Source organism: Polaromonas sp. P1_A2, from assembly GCF_056406895.1.
This window is the reverse complement of record NZ_JBFTZI010000007.1, coordinates 23,296-40,773: the sequence shown is the minus strand read 5'-3', so window position 1 is coordinate 40,773 and position 17,478 is coordinate 23,296. Positions and strand designations below refer to the sequence as shown.

General features: G+C 64.7%; 18 protein-coding genes. 12 read left to right on the top strand and 6 right to left on the bottom strand.

All coding sequences use genetic code 11. The annotated features are described in order from the left end of the window. Positions 1-53 precede the first annotated feature (53 nt). The 3 genes from AC1D09_RS21885 to AC1D09_RS21875 all read right to left on the bottom strand — a co-directional run bounded on the left by AC1D09_RS21885 (position 54) and on the right by AC1D09_RS21875 (position 5,247). A complete protein-coding gene (locus AC1D09_RS21885; RefSeq protein ID WP_477662413.1) occupies positions 54-2,126 on the bottom strand; it encodes a protein kinase domain-containing protein in 2,073 nt (690 codons plus the stop codon). Positions 2,127-2,134: 8 nt separating this feature from the next. After that, entirely contained in the window at positions 2,135-4,039 is a 1,905-nt protein-coding gene (locus AC1D09_RS21880; RefSeq protein ID WP_477662412.1) for a sensor histidine kinase, read from the bottom strand. A 245-nt stretch (positions 4,040-4,284) separates the two neighbouring features. Beyond that, complete coding sequence (locus tag AC1D09_RS21875; protein WP_477662411.1) at positions 4,285-5,247, bottom strand: 23S rRNA (adenine(2030)-N(6))-methyltransferase RlmJ; 963 nt, start codon at positions 5,245-5,247, stop codon at positions 4,285-4,287. A 205-nt stretch (positions 5,248-5,452) separates the two neighbouring features. On the opposite strand from AC1D09_RS21875, the gene rplM reads away from it, so the two are divergent. From rplM to mdtD, 6 genes are all read left to right on the top strand, one after another. Then, positions 5,453-5,881: a 50S ribosomal protein L13 gene (gene rplM, locus AC1D09_RS21870; RefSeq protein ID WP_007867557.1), complete on the top strand. Its 429-nt coding sequence runs from the start codon at positions 5,453-5,455 to the stop codon at positions 5,879-5,881. Positions 5,882-5,891: 10 nt separating this feature from the next. Further along, positions 5,892-6,284 carry a 30S ribosomal protein S9 gene (rpsI, locus tag AC1D09_RS21865; RefSeq protein WP_007867568.1) on the top strand — a complete coding sequence of 131 codons (393 nt, stop codon included), beginning with the start codon at positions 5,892-5,894 and terminating at the stop codon, positions 6,282-6,284. Positions 6,285-6,504: 220 nt separating this feature from the next. Next, positions 6,505-7,212, top strand: coding sequence for a DUF6776 family protein (locus tag AC1D09_RS21860; RefSeq protein WP_074579768.1), 708 nt, complete (start codon positions 6,505-6,507; stop codon positions 7,210-7,212). A 53-nt stretch (positions 7,213-7,265) separates the two neighbouring features. Further along, entirely contained in the window at positions 7,266-7,667 is a 402-nt protein-coding gene (locus tag AC1D09_RS21855; protein WP_074579766.1) for a bactofilin family protein, read from the top strand. 170 nt (positions 7,668-7,837) lie between these two features. After that, positions 7,838-8,203 carry an iron-sulfur cluster insertion protein ErpA gene (erpA, locus tag AC1D09_RS21850; protein WP_007867577.1) on the top strand — a complete coding sequence of 122 codons (366 nt, stop codon included), beginning with the start codon at positions 7,838-7,840 and terminating at the stop codon, positions 8,201-8,203. Positions 8,204-8,321: 118 nt separating this feature from the next. Further along, positions 8,322-9,743, top strand: a complete 1,422-nt coding sequence (gene mdtD, locus AC1D09_RS21845) for a multidrug transporter subunit MdtD (RefSeq protein ID WP_477662410.1) — start codon at positions 8,322-8,324, stop codon at positions 9,741-9,743. Positions 9,744-10,350: 607 nt separating this feature from the next. Here the strand turns inward: mdtD and AC1D09_RS21840 are convergent. From AC1D09_RS21840 to AC1D09_RS21830, 3 genes are read right to left on the bottom strand one after another with little or no spacing between them, the layout of a single operon-like run. Next, on the bottom strand, positions 10,351-11,313 hold the full coding sequence (locus AC1D09_RS21840) for an ROK family protein (RefSeq protein WP_477662409.1): 963 nt from the start codon (positions 11,311-11,313) through the stop codon (positions 10,351-10,353). 15 nt (positions 11,314-11,328) lie between these two features. Then, entirely contained in the window at positions 11,329-11,523 is a 195-nt protein-coding gene (locus tag AC1D09_RS21835) for a DUF2905 domain-containing protein (RefSeq protein ID WP_477662408.1), read from the bottom strand. Between the two features lie 10 nt (positions 11,524-11,533). Next, positions 11,534-12,640: a class I SAM-dependent methyltransferase gene (locus AC1D09_RS21830; protein WP_477662407.1), complete on the bottom strand. Its 1,107-nt coding sequence runs from the start codon at positions 12,638-12,640 to the stop codon at positions 11,534-11,536. Between the two features lie 96 nt (positions 12,641-12,736). Here AC1D09_RS21830 and AC1D09_RS21825 point away from each other — a divergent pair, with 96 nt between their 5' ends. The 6 genes from AC1D09_RS21825 to AC1D09_RS21800 are packed head-to-tail and all read left to right on the top strand — an operon-like array spanning position 12,737 to position 17,464. Then, a complete protein-coding gene (locus AC1D09_RS21825) occupies positions 12,737-13,531 on the top strand; it encodes an SDR family oxidoreductase (protein WP_477701226.1) in 795 nt (264 codons plus the stop codon). Between the two features lie 46 nt (positions 13,532-13,577). Next, positions 13,578-13,949 carry a dihydroneopterin aldolase gene (locus AC1D09_RS21820; RefSeq protein ID WP_007867594.1) on the top strand — a complete coding sequence of 124 codons (372 nt, stop codon included), beginning with the start codon at positions 13,578-13,580 and terminating at the stop codon, positions 13,947-13,949. 19 nt (positions 13,950-13,968) lie between these two features. Beyond that, on the top strand, positions 13,969-14,919 hold the full coding sequence (gene ttcA / locus AC1D09_RS21815; protein ID WP_477662405.1) for a tRNA 2-thiocytidine(32) synthetase TtcA: 951 nt from the start codon (positions 13,969-13,971) through the stop codon (positions 14,917-14,919). A gap of 36 nt (positions 14,920-14,955) precedes the next feature. After that, complete coding sequence (locus tag AC1D09_RS21810) at positions 14,956-15,579, top strand: DUF4136 domain-containing protein (protein ID WP_477662404.1); 624 nt, start codon at positions 14,956-14,958, stop codon at positions 15,577-15,579. 2 nt (positions 15,580-15,581) lie between these two features. Beyond that, positions 15,582-16,286, top strand: coding sequence for a histidine phosphatase family protein (locus AC1D09_RS21805; protein ID WP_477662478.1), 705 nt, complete (start codon positions 15,582-15,584; stop codon positions 16,284-16,286). After that, a complete protein-coding gene (locus AC1D09_RS21800; RefSeq protein WP_477662403.1) occupies positions 16,283-17,464 on the top strand; it encodes a DSD1 family PLP-dependent enzyme in 1,182 nt (393 codons plus the stop codon). Before AC1D09_RS21805 ends, AC1D09_RS21800 begins: the two co-directional genes overlap by 4 nt. The last annotated feature ends 14 nt before the right edge of the window (positions 17,465-17,478 follow it).

Here is a 17,478-nt window from a genome sequence, read left to right as displayed (position 1 = left end):
AAGCCGGTTCCGCGGCCCCTGCTGGTGCAGAGAGAGCCCCTCGGTCTCCGTGTTTACAAGCTGATTTCGGGCGCAGGGGCTACCGCTTCGAGTTCCAGCAGGAAGGCTTCGGCCGATTCGTAGCGCTGCTCGGGGTCTTTGGCCATCAGCTTGTTGACGACGCCTTGCAGGTCGATATGGGCGGCCGGCAGCGGGGGCGTTTCGGCGTTCAGGTGTTTGGCCAGCAGCAACTCGAGCGACTCGGCGATGTAGGGCCTGCGGTGGGCCAGCATTTCGAACAGCATCACGCCCAGGCTGTAGAGGTCTGACTTGGCCGTCACCTTGCGGCCGGTGGCCTGCTCGGGGCTCATGTAATAGGGTGTGCCCACCACATCGCCGTGGTGGGTTTGCGTCAGGCCCATGTTTTGCGACTGCATGATGGACTTGGCGATGCCGAAATCGGCCAGGGCCACGCTGCCGTCGGCGCGCAGCATGACGTTTTCGGGCTTGATGTCGCGGTGCACGATGCCGTGCGCATGGATGGCCGACAGGGCCTGGGCGACCTCGCGCGCGACCGTCAGCGCCTGCGGCCGCGTCAGGCTGGGGCCGAACAGGCTGCGCAGGTCGCCGCGCTCGAAGTATTCCATCGCGATGTAGGCGTGTTCGTCGGTAAAACCCTGGTCGTAGATCTTGATGACGTGCGGATGGTCTATCTTGCAGAGCAGGGCGTATTCCTGGATGAAGCGCACCAGGTGCTCGGAAGCCTCCTTGCCGCGCGAATCCAGCACCTTGAGCACGATGGGCAGGCCGTCGGATTCGCGCTCGCTCAGGTAGACCTCGGTCATGCCGCCCGCGCCTATCTTGCGCGTGATGCGGTAGCCCTTGAGCCGCACCGGCTCGCTGCCGGCGTCGAAACGCAAGTCCTTGAGTGCCGAGAGCTTGGAGTCCAGCGCGCCCTTGACGGCGCGCGCGGTGATGTCGGAGTTGGCGCGCACCGCGTCGCTGATCTCACGCGCTCGCTCGGTCAGGCTGGCCATGCCGTGGATCTTGTCTTCCATGGTGGTGACCAGGCCGGTGACCTCGGCCACGTCGATGGCCAGGTTTTTGCCCGGCACCACCAGCGAGGTGTGGGTTCCCGTCTGTATGCCGGTGCCGGCCAGGGCCAGGGCCTCCTCGCTGGCCATCACGGTCCAGCCCATTTCCTCGGACGCGCTTTCCAGGCGCGCGGCCAGGGTCACGGTTTCGCCCACGGGCGTGACTTCCTTGTTCTGCTGCGTGCCGAGCTGGCACAGCGTGACGGCGCCGCTGTGGATGCCCACGCCCATGGCAAAGGGCGGCAGGGCGCGCGCGCTGAAGCGTTCGTCGAGCCAGTCGCGGAATTCATGCGTGGCCAGCGCCATGGCCAGGGCGGCGGAAATCGCGCGCCGCGGGGCCGGCAGCGGCGAGCCGGTCATGGTGTCGGAAAACACGGCCATCAGGCCGTCGCCTATGAACTTGATGTGGCGGCCGCTGTTCTTGAGCACGGGCTCGGAGGCGCGCTCGAAGTATTCGGTGAGCAGCTGCGAGACTTCGGCGGCGCTGAGCTTTTCGGCGATGGAGGTGAAGTTGCGTATGCTGGCGACCAGCACGGTGGCGCTGGAGAGCTCCTCGGTCTGCGCCGTGGCAGGGATGTCCATGGGGATGGAGTCGGGCTGATCGCCGCTGATGCGGTGTGAAAAGGCCGCGCGCAGCCGCTGTTCGCCGGCAGCCACCTCGGAATCTATGGCCTCGCGCACCCGCGCTTTTTTCTTGAGCTGGGCGTTCACCGCGTCCAGCAGCTCGGCACGGCTGAAGGGCTTGGACAGGTAGTCGTCGGCGCCGGCCGTCATGCCGCGGCGCATGCTGTCGCGGTCGTCGAGCGCGGTGAGCAGCATGAAGGGGGTGTTGGCCAGTTCACGGTCGGCGCGCACGGTGGCCAGCAGCTCGAAGCCGTTCATGCCGGGCATGCCGACGTCGGAGATGATCAGGTCGGGCCGGCTGGCGCGGGCCAGCGCCAGGCCTTGCAGGCCGTCGGGCGCGGCGGCGGTCTCAAAGCCCTCGAGCTTGAGCAGGCGCACGATGTTGCTGCGGATGGCGTCGTCGTCTTCAACGATCAGGATCAGGGTCATGTCTATCCTCAGGAGATGGGCAGGCTGACCGTGAACCGGGTGCCCGCGCCTGGCGTACTCGCCACCTCGATTTTGCCGTGGTGCAGGTCGACCGCATGTTTCACGATGGCCAGGCCCAGGCCGGAGCCCTGCCGGTTGCCCACGTTGGAGCCCCGGTGGAAGCTTTCGAACAGGCGCGGCAGGTCCGACGCCGGTATGCCTATCCCCTCGTCGCCGACCTGCAGGATCAGCTCGTCACCCTCCTGGCCTTGCCGGCGGTCCAGCGTCAGCACCACCACGCTGCCGGGGGCCGAATACTTGCAGGCGTTGGTCAGCAGGTTGGTGCAGATGTGGCGCACCAGCCGCTCGTCGAGCATGACCAGCTGCGAAAACGCGTCGTGGCCCACCGGCGCCTCGAATTCGATGGCGTGCTGGCCGGCGTCGCTGGTGTGCACCTCGGTCACCAGCTTGCGGCACAGCGCCGCGATGTCCAGCGGCCGCAGGTTGAGCCTGAGCTTGCCGGCATCGGCCTGGCCGACGGTCAGCATGTCCTCGAGCATGCCCTGCATGCGCTTCACTGCGACCACCAGGTCGGCCATGATGTCCTGGCGCTCGCGGTGCGTGATTTTTTCGCCGTAGTGCTCAATCAGTTCGGCCGAGGAAAGAATCGTGGCCAGGGGCGTGCGGAACTCGTGCGAGGCCATGGAGACGAAGCGGGTCTTGAGCTCGCCCAGCTCGCGCTCGCGCACCAGCGCGCGCCGCGTTTCCTCGTCGGCCTCCTTGCGGCGCGTGATGTCCACATAGGTCCAGACCGAGCCGTCCTCGGGCCGGCTGCGGTCCAGCGCCGAGCCGTCCAGCTGCACCCAGATCAGTTCGCCGTTCTTGCGGCGCATGCGCGCTTCGGCCGAGAACAGGCCGGTCTGCGTGATCTGCGTGTAGGCCAGCGCGCCCAGGCGTTCAAAGTCCTCGTCGCTCGGGTAGTGCACGCGGGTTTCCTGGCCCAGCAGCTCGGCCGGGCTGTAGCCCAGCATGGCGGCCAGCGTGCGGTTGAGCCACTGGTGGCGCCGCTCCTTTAGGAAGGTGACGCCGACGGCGGTGGTCTCCAGGATGGCCTCGCGCTGCACCAGCGCGCTTTTGAGCTCCTCGTCGAGGCGGCGGCGTTCGCTGATGTCGGACATCAGCACCAGCAGGGCCGGCTCGCCGTCCCATTCGATGCGCGTGCCGTAGATGCTGGCCCAGCCGGTGCGCAGCGCGGGCGCCATGGCCTCGCGCGGCGGCGTGATGAAACGGGCCTCGTAGGCATTGACCATGGTGCCCGACTGCATGAGCTCGCGCCGCTGCTGCACCATCAGGCGGTCGTCGGGATGGATCAGGTGCATGGAGGGCAGGCCTATGAGCACGCCGCCGAACAGCGCCTGCGCGCTGGCGTTGGCGAAGCGGACTATGCCTTTTTGCACCACCAGGATGGTGTCGTTGACGTTTTCCACCACGGCGCGGTAGCGCTCGGCGGCCGAGCGGGTCAGGGCTTCCAGCCTCTTGCGTTCGGTGACATCCTTCAGGAAAAAAAGATCCGCCGGCGCGCCTTCCCAGTCCACCAGCACGCCATTGATTTCCACCCAGGAGACGGTGCCGTCGTCGCGCCGGAATCGCGCCTCAAAGGCCGGAACGACATTGCCGGCGGCGCGCAGCTTGTGTTTGCCGGAAACAAAGTCGCGGTCTTGCGGATGGATGAACTCGATCATGGGCCGGTCGGCCATGGTTTCGGCCTGCGTGCCCAGCAGGGCCAGGCAGGGCGGATTGGCGAAGCGCAGCAGGCCGTCCTGGCCGACGCAGATGTTTTCGGTCGCCAGGTCGACCATGGTCTGGTAGCGCGCCAGCGAGGCGCTCAGCTCGCGTGTACGCAGCGCGACCCGGCGCTCGATTTCGGCTTCCACGGTATCTTCTTGGGCCGCGCCTCGCCCGCGGCCAGGTGCGGCCGTGGTGGCGGAAGAGCTTGGATGGGCCTGGGCGGGCATGGAAGATCGTGAAGCGCCGGTGGGAAAAGAGATGGGTGGAATGCGGGGCAGGGGGTACGGGCAACCTTGCCACAACTCATTGCGGCGGTAAAGACAGGAAAACATGCGCGCCGCGCGGCGCAAACCGGCTAGGCGGCGCGCGCAGACTGCTTTCCCGCGATGCTTCAGCCGCCGTGCTCGAGCGTGAAGCCCGCGTTGCGGTCCTGGCCCAGCAAGGCGACCATTTGCGGCAGGGCCGCCTGCAGCCCGGCCTTGAGCGTGTGCGGCGGGTTGATGACAAACATGCCGCTCGCGGGAAGCCCGGGGCGAACGACCTCGCCGCTTGTATCTGTCGTTAATTTGCTCGATTTAACCGTTAAAGTGGCATTCAGCCAGCTGCGGCTGCTTTTGACGGCCAGGGTTTTGAGTTTGCGCGGCAAATCGTGCGCTTCGGGCCGCGGAATGATGGGGTACCAGACCACATAGGTGCCGGTGGCAAAACGCTTGAGGGCATCGGCCATGCAGGCCGCCACGCGCCCGTAGTCGCTTTTCATTTCGTAGCTGGGGTCGCACAGCACCATGGCGCGGCGGGCCGGCGGCGGCAAAAAGGTTTTCAGGGCTTCAAAGCCGTCCTCGCGGGCCACGGCGACCTGGCGGCCCACGCCCAGCTGCTCGATGTTGCCGGAAAGCGACTTGAAATCAGTGGGGTGCAGCTCGAACAGCTTGAGCTTGTCGCGCCCGCTGAGGAATTGCTGCTCGATAAACGGCGAGCCCGGGTAAATCTTGAGGTGGGCGATGTCGCCGCTTTCGGCGAACTGCGGGTTCAGGCCGCGCAGCAGGTCGATATAGTCCTGCAGCAGGGGCGTCAAGGCCGCTGGCGCTACGGTTTTAGGAGCGGCTGGTGCCTTTTTGGCGGGGGCCGGAGCCGCTTTGGGCTCGGACAGCAGGCGGAAAATGCCTTCCTGGGCTTCGCCGCTGGTTTCGGTGTAATCGCCGTCCAGCCGGTACAGGCCCGCGCCCGCGTGGGTGTCGATCACGGTCAGCGCCGTGTCCTTCTGGGTCAGGTACTTCATCAACGCGATCAGCGTGGTGTGCTTGAGCACGTCGGCGTGGTTGCCTGCGTGAAAGGCGTGGCGATAGGAAAACATGGCCTATCCTACCTTCTTGCCGGGGGGAAATGCCTCAAAAACGGCCGAATATTGACGCAAGTCCTTGATTTTTCATATAATCGAGGGCTCTGCAGCGCCTAGTGGTTCCGCGGCGGAGCTAGATATCACTGCCTAAGAGGTTCTCATCAGAAGAACACCGACCGCAGAAAAGAACCCGACAAACCATTTTTTCGAAAGAAAACTCATGAAAACGTTCAGCGCAAAACCCGCTGACGTGACGCACGAGTGGTTTGTGATTGACGCGACCGACAAGGTCCTCGGACGAGTAGCCAGCGAAGTTGCTCTCCGTTTGCGCGGCAAACACAAGGCCATTTACACGCCTCACGTCGATACCGGTGATTTCATCGTCATCATCAACGCAGCCCAGCTGCGCGTCACCGGCGCCAAGTCGACCGACAAGATCTACTATCGCCATTCCGGATATCCAGGCGGCATCACTGCCACCAACTTCCGCGACATGCAAGCCAAGCACCCCGGCCGCGCTTTGGAAAAAGCCGTCAAGGGCATGCTGCCCAAGGGCCCGCTCGGCTACGCCATGATCAAGAAACTCAAGGTGTACGGTGGTGCAGAGCACCCGCATACCGCCCAACAGCCCAAAGTGCTGGACATCTAAGGAGCAATTGATGATTGGTGAATGGAACAATGGCACCGGCCGTCGCAAATCCAGCGTCGCCCGTGTGTTTATCAAAAAAGGCACCGGCAAGATCACGATCAATGACCGTGACATCCAGGTGTTCTTCGGTCGTGAAACCTCGATCATGATCTGCCGCCAGCCCCTGTTTCTGACGAACCACGTCGAGACGTTTGACATCATGGTCAACGTCCACGGCGGCGGCGAGTCCGGTCAGGCCGGCGCGGTGCGCCACGGTATCACCCGTGCGCTGATCGATTACGACGCAACGCTGAAGCCGGCCCTGAGCCAGGCCGGCTTTGTGACGCGCGATGCACGTGAAGTCGAACGTAAAAAAGTCGGTTTCCGTTCTGCCCGCCGTCGCAAGCAGTTCAGCAAGCGCTAATCCGCTTCGCTCCCAAAAAAGCCGCCTGGTTTGCGCCAGGCGGCTTTTTTCATGGCCGATGCGTTTTTTCGGCTGTTTCGGCTGCCTGCTTGCCGTTAAGGGTGTGGACGGGCAAAACACCCGGATGCAAACCCTTACCTCGGTTTGCCGGGTTAATACTCGATGCGGGCCCCGTCTGCGTGCACAATGCATTCCCGAACCGAAAACCGCAGGGCCTTCCTTGAAATTTCGCCTGTTCCGCCGCCGCCTGACCATCAGTTCCCCGCGCATGTCGGTGCGCAGCTCGCTCCCCTGGCCTCTGCGCTGGATCGCCGGCGCCCTGATGCTGGGATTTTCGGGCGCCATCGCGCTGTGGGCCTTTGAATTCGGCAAGGGCATCACCGGCACGGACAGCGGCAGCAAGGAGGAACTGGTCCTGCTGCGGCAGGAAGTGGCCAACTTGCGCGCGGACCGCGACAAGGCCCAGTCCATTGCCAACACCTCGGGCAGTCTGCTGACCGCCGAAAAAGCCGCCCAGGAAAAAATGATGAGCCAGATCCGGCAACTGGAGGCCGACAACCGCGGCTTGCGCGACGACCTCGGCTTTTTCGAAAAACTGCTGCCGGCCGGCAGCGCCGAAGTCGCCACCATTCGCAGCCTGCAGGCCGAAAAACTGTCCGACACCCAGCTCAGGTGGCAGGTGCTGGTCATCCAGGCCGAAAAAGCCGCCCCGAATTTCAACGGGAAACTGGACCTGACCGTTCATGGGACCCAGGCCGGCAAGCCCTGGAGCATGACTTTGCCCGGAGGTCCGCAAACTTTACAGTTCAAACAGTACCGGCGTGTGGAAGGTGTCCTCGACTTGCCCCCCCAAGCCGTGGTACAAACTGTTACAGCTAAGGTCATTGAAGGAACAACGGTCAGATCCGCCCAGACTTTTAAGCTTTGAATTCCCCCCGCCATCCCGCCCACCGCCACACCGACCCAGCACAGGAATCTTGTATGTTTGGAAAAAAGAAACAGCCGCCCATCAAAAGCCTGATTGCCCAGGGCAGCTGTATTGAAGGCAACCTCAAATTCACCGACGGCCTGCGCATAGACGGCGAGGTCATAGGCGACATCCGTGCTGCCGAAGGCGGCTCCAGCATCCTGGTGATCAGCGAATCCGCCACCGTGACCGGCTACATCCACGCCGACCATGTCATCATCAACGGCCGTGTCATGGGGCCGGTGCATGCTTCCGAGCTGCTGGAGCTGCAGCCCAAGGCCAAGATAGAGGGCGACGTTTCCTACAAGGCGCTTGAAATGCACCAGGGCGCCGTCATCTTTGGACAGTTGCGCCCCACCACGCACCCCGAGCTGGAAGAAAAACCCACGCTCAAGCTGGCGGCCAACAATATCTGAGCTAACGGGCTCAATTTGGCGAGTAAGCGCTCACAAGTAGGGCGACGCGGCCTAACACGCATGGGCGTTATGGTTGATTGAATTGCTGTACTATTTGCCCATCAGCGCCGCCAGAGCCTGAGCCCTGAATCGCGGACGCTGTTCGCCTTGATGATCAATTGGAGTTCCCCATGAGTGCCGTAGCCGAAAATATCCAGACCGACATGCCCGCGCCCTTTGTCTTCACCGACAGCGCTGCGTCCAAGGTGGCCGAGCTGATCGCCGAGGAAGGCAATCCCGACCTGAAGCTGCGTGTGTTTGTGCAGGGCGGCGGCTGCTCCGGCTTCCAGTATGGTTTCACCTTCGATGAAATCACCAACGAAGACGACACCACCATGACCAAGAACGGTGTGTCCCTGCTGATCGACGCCATGAGCTACCAGTACCTGGTGGGCGCAGAGATCGACTACAAGGACGACCTTGAAGGCGCCCAGTTCGTCATCAAGAACCCCAACGCCACCAGCACCTGCGGCTGCGGCTCCAGCTTCTCGGCCTGAGGCGCTCCCCAACGCTCCCGCTTTCAAAGCCGCCCTTGAGGCGGCTTTTTGCTGCCCGGCGATTTCCTTCCTCTGTTCAAGGCGGTGAACCAAGTCCGCTATTTCCCCTCTCTCATCCATGCAAGCAGAAGAAAAATCATTGCGTGTGCTGCTCTGGCTGGTGGCCATAGGCTTCTTCATGCAGACGCTGGACGCCACCATCGTCAACACCACCCTGCCGGCCATGGCCCGCGGCTTTGGCGAAAGCCCCTTGCGCATGCAGTCGGTGGTGGTGGCTTATTCCCTCACCATGGCCATGCTGATTCCCGCTTCGGGCTGGATCGCCGACCGCTTCGGCACGCGGCGTGTGTACGTAGGCGCGATTTCCTTGTTCGTCATCGGCTCCATTGCCTGCGCAATGTCAGGCAACCTGGTGCAGCTGGTGGCGGCGCGTGTGGTGCAGGGCATGGGCGGGGCGCTGCTGCTGCCGGTGGGCCGGCTGGCCGTGCTGCGCGCTTTTCCGCGCGAGCGTTTTTTGCAGGCCATGAGCTTTATCGCGATACCCGGCCTGGTCGGCCCGCTGATAGGCCCCACCCTGGGCGGCTGGCTGGTCGAGGTGGCCACTTGGCACTGGGTGTTCCTGATCAATATTCCGGTGGGGCTGCTGGGCGCGGTGGCGACGGTGTTCTATATGCAGGACAACCCGCGGCCGCAGGTGCCGCGCTTTGACCTGCCGGGTTATCTGTTCCTGGCCTTCGGCATGGTGGCCGTCTCGCTCGCGGTCGACGGGCTGTCGGGCCTGGGTCTGAAGCAGGCCGGTGTGCTGGTGCTGCTGGTGTTCGGCCTGGCCAGCCTCACCGCCTACTGGCTGCACGCCGCCAGGCGCCCCGACCCGCTGTTTTCGCCCAAGCTGTTTTCCGTCCCCACGCTCAGCATAGGCCTGCTGGGCAATCTGTTCTCGCGCCTGGGCAGCTCATGCATGCCCTTTTTGGTGCCGCTGCTGCTGCAGGTCAGCCTCGACTATTCGCCGCTGCAGGCCGGCATGATGATGGTGCCCGTCGCCGTGGCCAGCATGCTGGTCAAGCGCGTCACCACGCCGCTGATCACGCGCTACGGCTACCGCCGGGTACTGGTGACCAACACCGCGCTGGTGGGTTTCACCATGGCGAGTTTCGCGCTCGTCACGCCGGCCCAGCCGCTGTGGCTGCACATCATGCAGCTGGCCTGCTTCGGCGCGGTCAACTCCATGCAGTTCACCGCGATGAACACCGTGACCCTGCGCGACCTCGACACCACCATGGCCAGCAGCGGCAACAGCCTGCTGTCCATGGTGCAGATGCTGGCCATGAGCATGGGCGTGGCCGCCGCCGGCGCGGTGCTGGCCGCTTTCACGGGCTTTTTCGGCACCGGCGAAGCGCAGCAAACCCTGCACGCCTTCCAGGCGACCTTTGCCGCGATGGGGCTGATCACGCTGGCCTCGGCGGGAATCTTCTGGCAGCTCTCGCCGGAGGTGAGGGTGGTGAAGAAGGCTGAAGCTTCCGAGGCTTCGGGTCAGGGGTAGCTTTCTGCCGGGTCTTGCTTCGGCGGGCGCGCCTCTCTGCATTCTTATCTCCTCGGTTCTCTTGCTGAGGGCGGCTGGCCGGGGTTGCCCGGCGGCAACTCACTTTCTTTTGCTTCGCCAAAAGAAAGTAAGCAAAGAAAAGGCGACCCTGGTTCCTGCGTCCCCTGCGCTTCGCTCCGGGGCAACCTGCGGTGCTCGGTCCAGACGGGGTCAAAAACAACTCGCTTCGCTCAAACAAGTTTTTGCCCTGATCCGTCTGGCCCTGCGCTCCTCGGCGCATCCACAAGGGGTGGGAGAAAAAATACCAATACCGAAAACAACAAGGACACGCCATGGCGTGTCCTTGTTTGTATTTGTCTTCTTGGTATTTCGGTATTCGGTTCCCGATCCCGATTGCCCCGTCCTGGCTGGGTCGAGCACCGCAGGTTGCCCGTAGCGAAGCGGAGGGACCCAGACTGCGGGTCGCCTTTCTTTTGGGTACTTTTCTTTGGCGAAGCAAAGAAAAGTGCCTCGCCCGCCGGGGCGAGACCCGGCCAGCTGAACCAAGAAGAGGAAGGAGGAGGGTGAGGAGGAAGAGCGCGCAAGGCCGGAGCAAGACCCGGCCAACTCAACTAACTAACGCCAAAGCCCCAAAATCCCCAACCCTCTCCCCCAAACCCGCCTCCACCAGCTCAAACGCATCCGTCAACGCGGGCAGCTTGCCGTGGATCTCTGCGCTCAGGCGGGGCAGCAGGTACTCGCGGTGGTTCCAGAATACGCCGCCGCCCAGGCTGATGCGTTCCAGGTCCAGGGTGGCGACCATGTTGTAGAGGCCGCGTCCCATGACGCGGCACAGTTCGTCGACGATGGCCTGGGCGGCCGCGTCGCCGGACTGTGCGGCGCTAAAAAGCGCGGAGGCGCCGGGATAGCCCGCGCCGGCGAAGCGCCTTGCGATCGCGTTGCCGGCGATCACGCCTTCGAGGTCACCCCTGTTGCCGCAGCCGCACAGCGCGTCGCTGTGGTCGCTGACAAAGGTGTGGCCCGCGTGGCCGGCGTTGCCGTGTTTGCCGCGCAGGATGCGGCCGTCCACGCAGAGGCCGAAGCCTATGCCGGTGCTCCAGGTCACGTAGGCGCAGTGGCTGTAACCCTGTAGCGCGCCCCAGCGGCGCTCGGCCTGCAGGGCGCCCACACCGTCGTTCTCCAGTTGGAGCTTTTCGCCAAAACGGGCCCGCAACGGGGCTTCCAGCGGCACGCTGACCCAGTCGTTGGGCAGGCCGCGCGCCGGGCCGGCCATGCCGCCGCAGATATTGGGATTGGAGATCTCCAGCATGCCGCCCGCCATCACAAAAGGGCCGCAGGACGACACGCCGACGGCCGTGATGTCCTGCTCGGCGATGCCGGCGGCCTCGCAGGCCTGGCCCAGCATGCGCAGCACCTGGCGTGCCACGGCGTCCGTCGGGCCGGATTTTTCGGTGGGCTCCACGCGGCGGGACTGCAGGACCCGGGAGGCCTGGGCCAGGCTGAGCTCCTGCCCGGCTTCTATCAGGCTGACCGCGATCTTGGTACCTCCCAGGTCGACGCAGGCTTTCATGGCGAGATGTTTTCCTTAAAGAATTTTGGCAAGCAGGCTGGCGATAAAACTCAGCAGGATGGTGGTGGTCAGCGGGATGAACCATTCGCGCCCGAACAGGCGAAAACGCAAATCCCCGGGCAGCTTGCCGAAACCCAGCTTCTGCAGCAGCGGACTGAACCAGCTGATCAGCATCAGGGCCAGGAAGATGACGATAAACCAGCGGATCATGGTGGCCAGTTTAGAGCGTATGCATGCGGTCGCCGGCGGCAAAGCCCATAGGCTCCCAGACCGGACGGCCTTTGGCCCCAAAGGCGATCACCTTGAACAACTCGCCCATCTCGTGCTCGGCGACCAGTTTTTGCACCATGGCGCGCTGCTCCAGCGGCGCGCCCTCCATGCCGTCGACCAGGCCGCAGTTCAGCAAAAAGCGCCCCTGGCTGGTGTAGCCCAGCACTTGCAGCCCGGCCTCCTGGCCGGCCAGCGCGATGCCGGTGAAGTTGACATGCGCTGTGATGTCCTTGCCGCCCACATCGGCCAGCGCATCGGCGTCCGCCAGGTGGCCGCGATGGCACATCACCGTGCCCATGCTGCGCTGCGGATGGTAGTACTCGTGCTCCGGAAAGCCGTAGTCGAGCAGGAAAACTGCGCCGGCCTCCAGCCGATCGGCCAGGGTGGCGACAAAACCCTCTGCCTGGGGATGGATCTCGGTGAGGTAGTCATGCGCACCTTCCACGTCGAAAGGCGGCCGCAAGTCCGTGCGCTGGTCGGCATAGGCAAAGCCGCCCCCGTGCAGCACCACACCGCGTTCATGCCAGACACCCTGCAGGCGCGCCAGCAGCTTGACCGGCATGGCGTCCAGCACCTCGTTGCCCAGCACCACGCCGCGCATCCTGGGCGGCAGTTCCGCCGCCCACTGCACCTTGTCGCCATAGGCGGCCAGCCGTTCGCGCTGGCGCGCCTGCAGGCTGCCCGAAAGATCTACGATGGTGTAGCGCTCCAGCTTGGGCCCCAGCGCCTGCAGCACCTGCTGCGCCAGCGCCCCCGAGCCCGCGCCGAATTCCCAGACCTCGGCCGTGCCGGTGGCCTCAAGCGCCTGGGCCGCCTGGCGCGCCAGGGCCTGGCCAAAACGCGGCGAGAGCTCGGGCGCGGTGACAAAATCGCTGCCGGCGCCCGGCATCAGGCCGAATTTGCGTGAATCGTTGGCGTAATAACCCAGGCCTGGGGTGTAGAGGGCCAGGGCCATGAATTCGTCAAAACCCAGCCAGCCGCCAGCGGCCTCAATGGCCTTGGCAATGTGGGCAGCAAGGCCGGTCGTTAAAATGGGGGTATCGGTCGTCGGGGTCATGGGGTCACCACCCGCCATTGTCGGCGATCCCCACGGCCTCTTCAGCCCGCGCCCCGCCACCTTTTTTGCCCCCTTTTTGAGCCTCAACGCCCGCCCATGAACCCAACTCCGTCCTCCCCACCCGTGGTCCTCGTGACCGGCGCCTCGCGGCGGCTGGGGCGCGAGATCGCGCTGGCGCTGGCGGCCGGCGGCTGGCAGGTGGCGGTGCATTACCGCGCCTCCGAAGCCGAGGCCATGGCAACCGTTGCCGACTGCGCCAGGCTGGCGGGCGTCTCGGCGGCTTTCCAGGCCGAGCTGGGCGACGAGGCCGCGGTGCGCGGCCTGCTGCCGGCTGTGGTGGCGCGCATGGGCCGGGTCGATGCGGTGGTCAACAACGCCTCCACCTTTGAGGAGGACAGCGCCGCCAGCTTCGGTTTTGCGGCCCTGGACAAGCACCTGCACAGCAACACCGGCGCCGCCGTGCTGCTGGCGCAGGCGCTGCACGCCCACATCGTGGCGCGTGGCGAGGGCGCGGAAGGTGAGCAGGGCGCCCAAGGCACCGTGGTCAACCTGCTGGACCAGAAGCTGTGGAACCAGAACCCCGATTTTTTCAGCTACACCCTCTCCAAAGCCGCGCTCGAAGCGGCCGGCACCATGCTGGCGCTGGCGCTCGCGCCCCGGGTGCGCGTTATCGGCGTGGCGCCAGGCCTGACACTGACCAGCCATTTGCTGAGCGACGAGCAGTTCCAGGCCCGGCACAAGCTGTCGCCGCTGGGCCGTTCCTCCACGCCCGCCGACGTCGCGGCCACGGTCAAATTTGCGCTGGAAAACCGCTCCATCACCGGCACCACGCTGCTGGTGGACGGCGGCCAGCACCTGATGAAGTTCGAGCGCGATTTTTCGCTGATGTAAGCCGCAACCGCCTCTTGCCCCCACCCACACACCACAGACTGGCGCCATGTACAACACCCGCGGAACCCAGACCCTGAACCTCAGCGGCTTGCGTTTTGACGCCAACCTGGGCATTCTGGACCATGAAAAAACCGCGCCGCAGCCCATCCAGGTCGATGCCGAGCTGAACCTGGGCACGCAGCCGCTGCTGCCGCACGACGACGACATCCACCATGTGCTGGACTACCGCAAGGTGCGCCAGATCATCATCAGCGAATGCACGGCCGAGCACATGAACCTGCTGGAAAGCCTGATCGGCAAGCTGGCGCACCGGTTGATGCAGCTGCCCGGCGTGCTGGGCGTGCGCGTGAAGATCGCGAAACTTGAAATTTTTGACGACTGCGAAGTGGCCATTCGCATCGAGACGGGGCAGTGGTGAAGCTATGGGAGCGAATGATATGAGCGCAGTCTGGGAAGAAGCCGTGGCGCAGTACGAGCAGCAGGAAAGCTCGACGCGCGTGCAAAACAGCATGAAGATAGAGCGGGAAGACCACAAGCTCGAAAAACGCCTGTGCCGCGAAGTCGGCCGCGCGATTGTCGACTTCAACATGATTGAAGAGGGCGACAAGGTCATGGTCTGCGTCTCGGGCGGCAAGGACAGCTATGCCATGCTCGACATCCTGCTCAAGCTGCAAAAGCGCGCGCCCATCAACTTCGAGCTGGTGGCCGTCAACCTCGACCAGAAGCAGCCCGGTTTCCCCGAGCATGTGCTGCCCGAGTATCTGAGCAAGCTGGGTGTGCCCTTCCACATCGAAAACCAGGACACCTACAGCATCGTCAAGCGCGTGATCCCCGAAGGCAAGACGCTGTGTTCGCTGTGCTCGCGCCTGCGCCGCGGCATCCTGTACCGCGTGGCCGGCGAGCTCGGTTGCACCAAGGTCGCGCTGGGCCACCACCGCGACGACATGCTGCAGACTTTTTTCCTCAACATGTTCTTCGCGGCCAAGCTCAAGGGCATGCCGCCCAAGCTGGTCAGCGACGACGGCAAGAACGTGGTGATACGCCCCATGGCCTACGTCACTGAAAAAGACCTCACGCGCTGGGCCCAGGTGCGCGAATTTCCGATCATCCCGTGCACGCTGTGCGGCAGCCAGGAAAACCTGCAGCGCAAGCAGGTCGGCAACATGCTGCGCGAATGGGAGAAAAAATTCCCCGGCCGGCTCGAGAACATGTTCGCCTCGCTGCAGAACATCGTGCCCTCGCACCTGATGGACAACAAACGCCACGACTTCAAGGCCATCAAGGCCACCGGCGTGGCCGATGCCGACGGCGACAAGGCCTTCGACCCCGAGGAGTTCCGCGAGCCGGCGCTGCCGGGGCTATCCGTCGTGGGCATCACTTCGCGCTGAGGAAGCCTTTCTTCAACAGCTGACTCCGGGGAGCTTATGAAACGCGCATTCGCAGTGATTCTTTCCGTCGCCGCCATGGCCATGCTGATGGCGGGCTGCTCCACCGTGCGCGTGGTCGACAGCGACGTCACCGCCTTCTACAACTGGAACGGCCCGCCCCCCGCGCCGGCCACGCCTTATCGTTTTGAACGCCTGCCCTCGCAGCAGGCCGCGGGCAGCCAGCAGGACCATGTGGAAGGCCTGGCGCGCACCGCGCTGGCCAAGGTGGGGATGGAGCTCAACCCGCCCGCCGCGCGCTACAGCGTGCAGATCACGGCCAACACCCAGATCGTCGACCGTGGGCCTTATGGCTACAGCCCCTACGGCGGCTTTGGCTTCGGAAGCGGCGTGTTTGTGGGTGGCGGCAGCCGCGGCGCTTCGGTCGGCCTGTCGTTTCCGATTGGCGGCGGGATTGCCGAGCCGCCTTATTTCAAGCGCGAGCTGAGCATCGTGATGCGCGATTTGCGCACCAACCAGGTCAGCTTTGAAACACGTGCCCTGCACGACGGCGTCTGGGGCGACACGCTGGCCGTGCTGCCCGCCATGCTGGACTCGGCCCTGCGCGGTTTCCCGCAACCGCCCGCCGGCACACGCCGCATCAACGTGGAAATACCCAGGTGAGTATGGAACCAACGCGCATCATTGCCATTCGCCATGGCGAGACCACCTGGAACGTCGATACCCGCATCCAGGGCCACCTGGACATCCCGCTCAATGAAACCGGCCGCAGGCAGGCCGAGCGCATGGCGCGGGCGCTGGCCGACGAGCCCATCAGCGCCATCTACGCGAGCGACCTGACCCGCGCATGGGAAACCGCGCAGTACCTGGCCCGCGTCCAGGGCATGGAAGTGACACGCGAGGAAGGCCTGCGCGAGCGCGGCTTTGGCGATTTCGAAGGCAAGACTTTCGCGGAGATCGAGGCCTTGCTGCCCGACCAGTCCATGCGCTGGCGCAAGCGCGATCCCGAATTCGCGCCGGCCGGCGGTGAATCGCTGATCGCCCTGCGCAGCCGCGTGGTCGCCACGGCCGAACGCCTTGCGGCCGCGCATCCGGGCGAGCTGATCGCGCTGGTCGGCCACGGCGGCGTGATGGACGTGCTCTACCGCGCCGCGACGCGGCTGGACATCCAGGCGCCGCGCACCTGGGAACTCGGCAATGCGGCCATCAACCGCCTCCTTTGGACGCCCGAAGGCTTTACGCTCGTCGGCTGGGCCGACACCCAGCACCTGGACGATGGCACACTGGACGACAGCGCAATTTCCGGCGGCTCGCCAGACCCGCTGGGCGCGCCATCACAAATACCAGAAGAGATAAGACGCACCTCATGAGTACCATGCCTTCCCGCCTGGCCGAACTGATAGGCAAGCCGGTCAACGATATCGACACTCCCGCCCTGGTCATCGACATGGACGCGATGAAACGCAATCTCGCGCGCATGGCCGAATTCGCGAAAAAACACAACGTCCGCTGGCGCCCGCATGCCAAGCTGCACAAAAGCGCCTCGCTGGCCAAGATGCAGGTGCGCGCCGGCGCGGTCGGCGTCTGCGTGCAGAAGACCTCCGAGGCCGAAATCATGGCGGCCGGCGGCGTCACCGACATCTACATCAGCAATGAAGTCATCGCCCCGGCCAAGCTGGCGCGCGTGGCCGCGCTCGCGCAAAAACTCGCGGCCCAGGGAGGCCACCTGGCCATCGCGGTCGACAGCACCGAGGGCGTGATCCGGCTGGCGCAGGCCATGACCGAGGCGCGCAGCGCCACCGGCGTGGCCACCGTGATCGACGTGTTTGTCGAAATCGACGTCGGCCAGGGCCGCTGCGGTGTCGAGCCCGGCGCCGCCGCCGTCACGCTGGTGCTGGAAATCCGCAAGCACCCGGCCCTGCGTTTTGCCGGCCTGCAGGCCTACCATGGCAAGGCCCAGCACATGCGCAGCGCCCATGAAAGGCGCGACGCCATCGCCAAGGCCGTCGAGGCCGTGGTGCTCACGCGCAAACTGGTCGAGGCCCAGGGCATCACGGTGGACCTGGTGACCGGCGCCGGCACCGGCAGCCTGATGCTGGAAGCGGCCAGCGGCGTCTATGGCGAGCTGCAGGCCGGCTCCTTCATGTTCATGGATGCCGATTACGCAAAAAACGAGCGAGACCCGGCCCAGCCGCAGTTCGAGCACGCGCTTTTCATCAAGACCCAGGTCATCAGCACGCACGGCGGCCACGCGGTGTGCGACGCCGGCCACAAAAGTCACGCGATCGATTCCGGCCTGCCGCTGGTGCATGCCTTCGACACCGAAAGCGAGCTTGAGTTTTTCAACGGCGGCGACGAGCACGGCATCCTGCGGCCCGCCGGCGAGAGCAAGCGCCTGCCCGGCCTGGGCCGAATGCTGTGGCTGATCCCGGGGCACTGCGACCCGACCGTGAACCTGCACGACTTCATGATTGGCGTGACGGGCGGCCTGCGCAGCGGCACCGTGCAGCGCATCTTCCGGGTCGACGCGCGCGGCGCGCTGACCTGAGCCGCCCGCCGGGC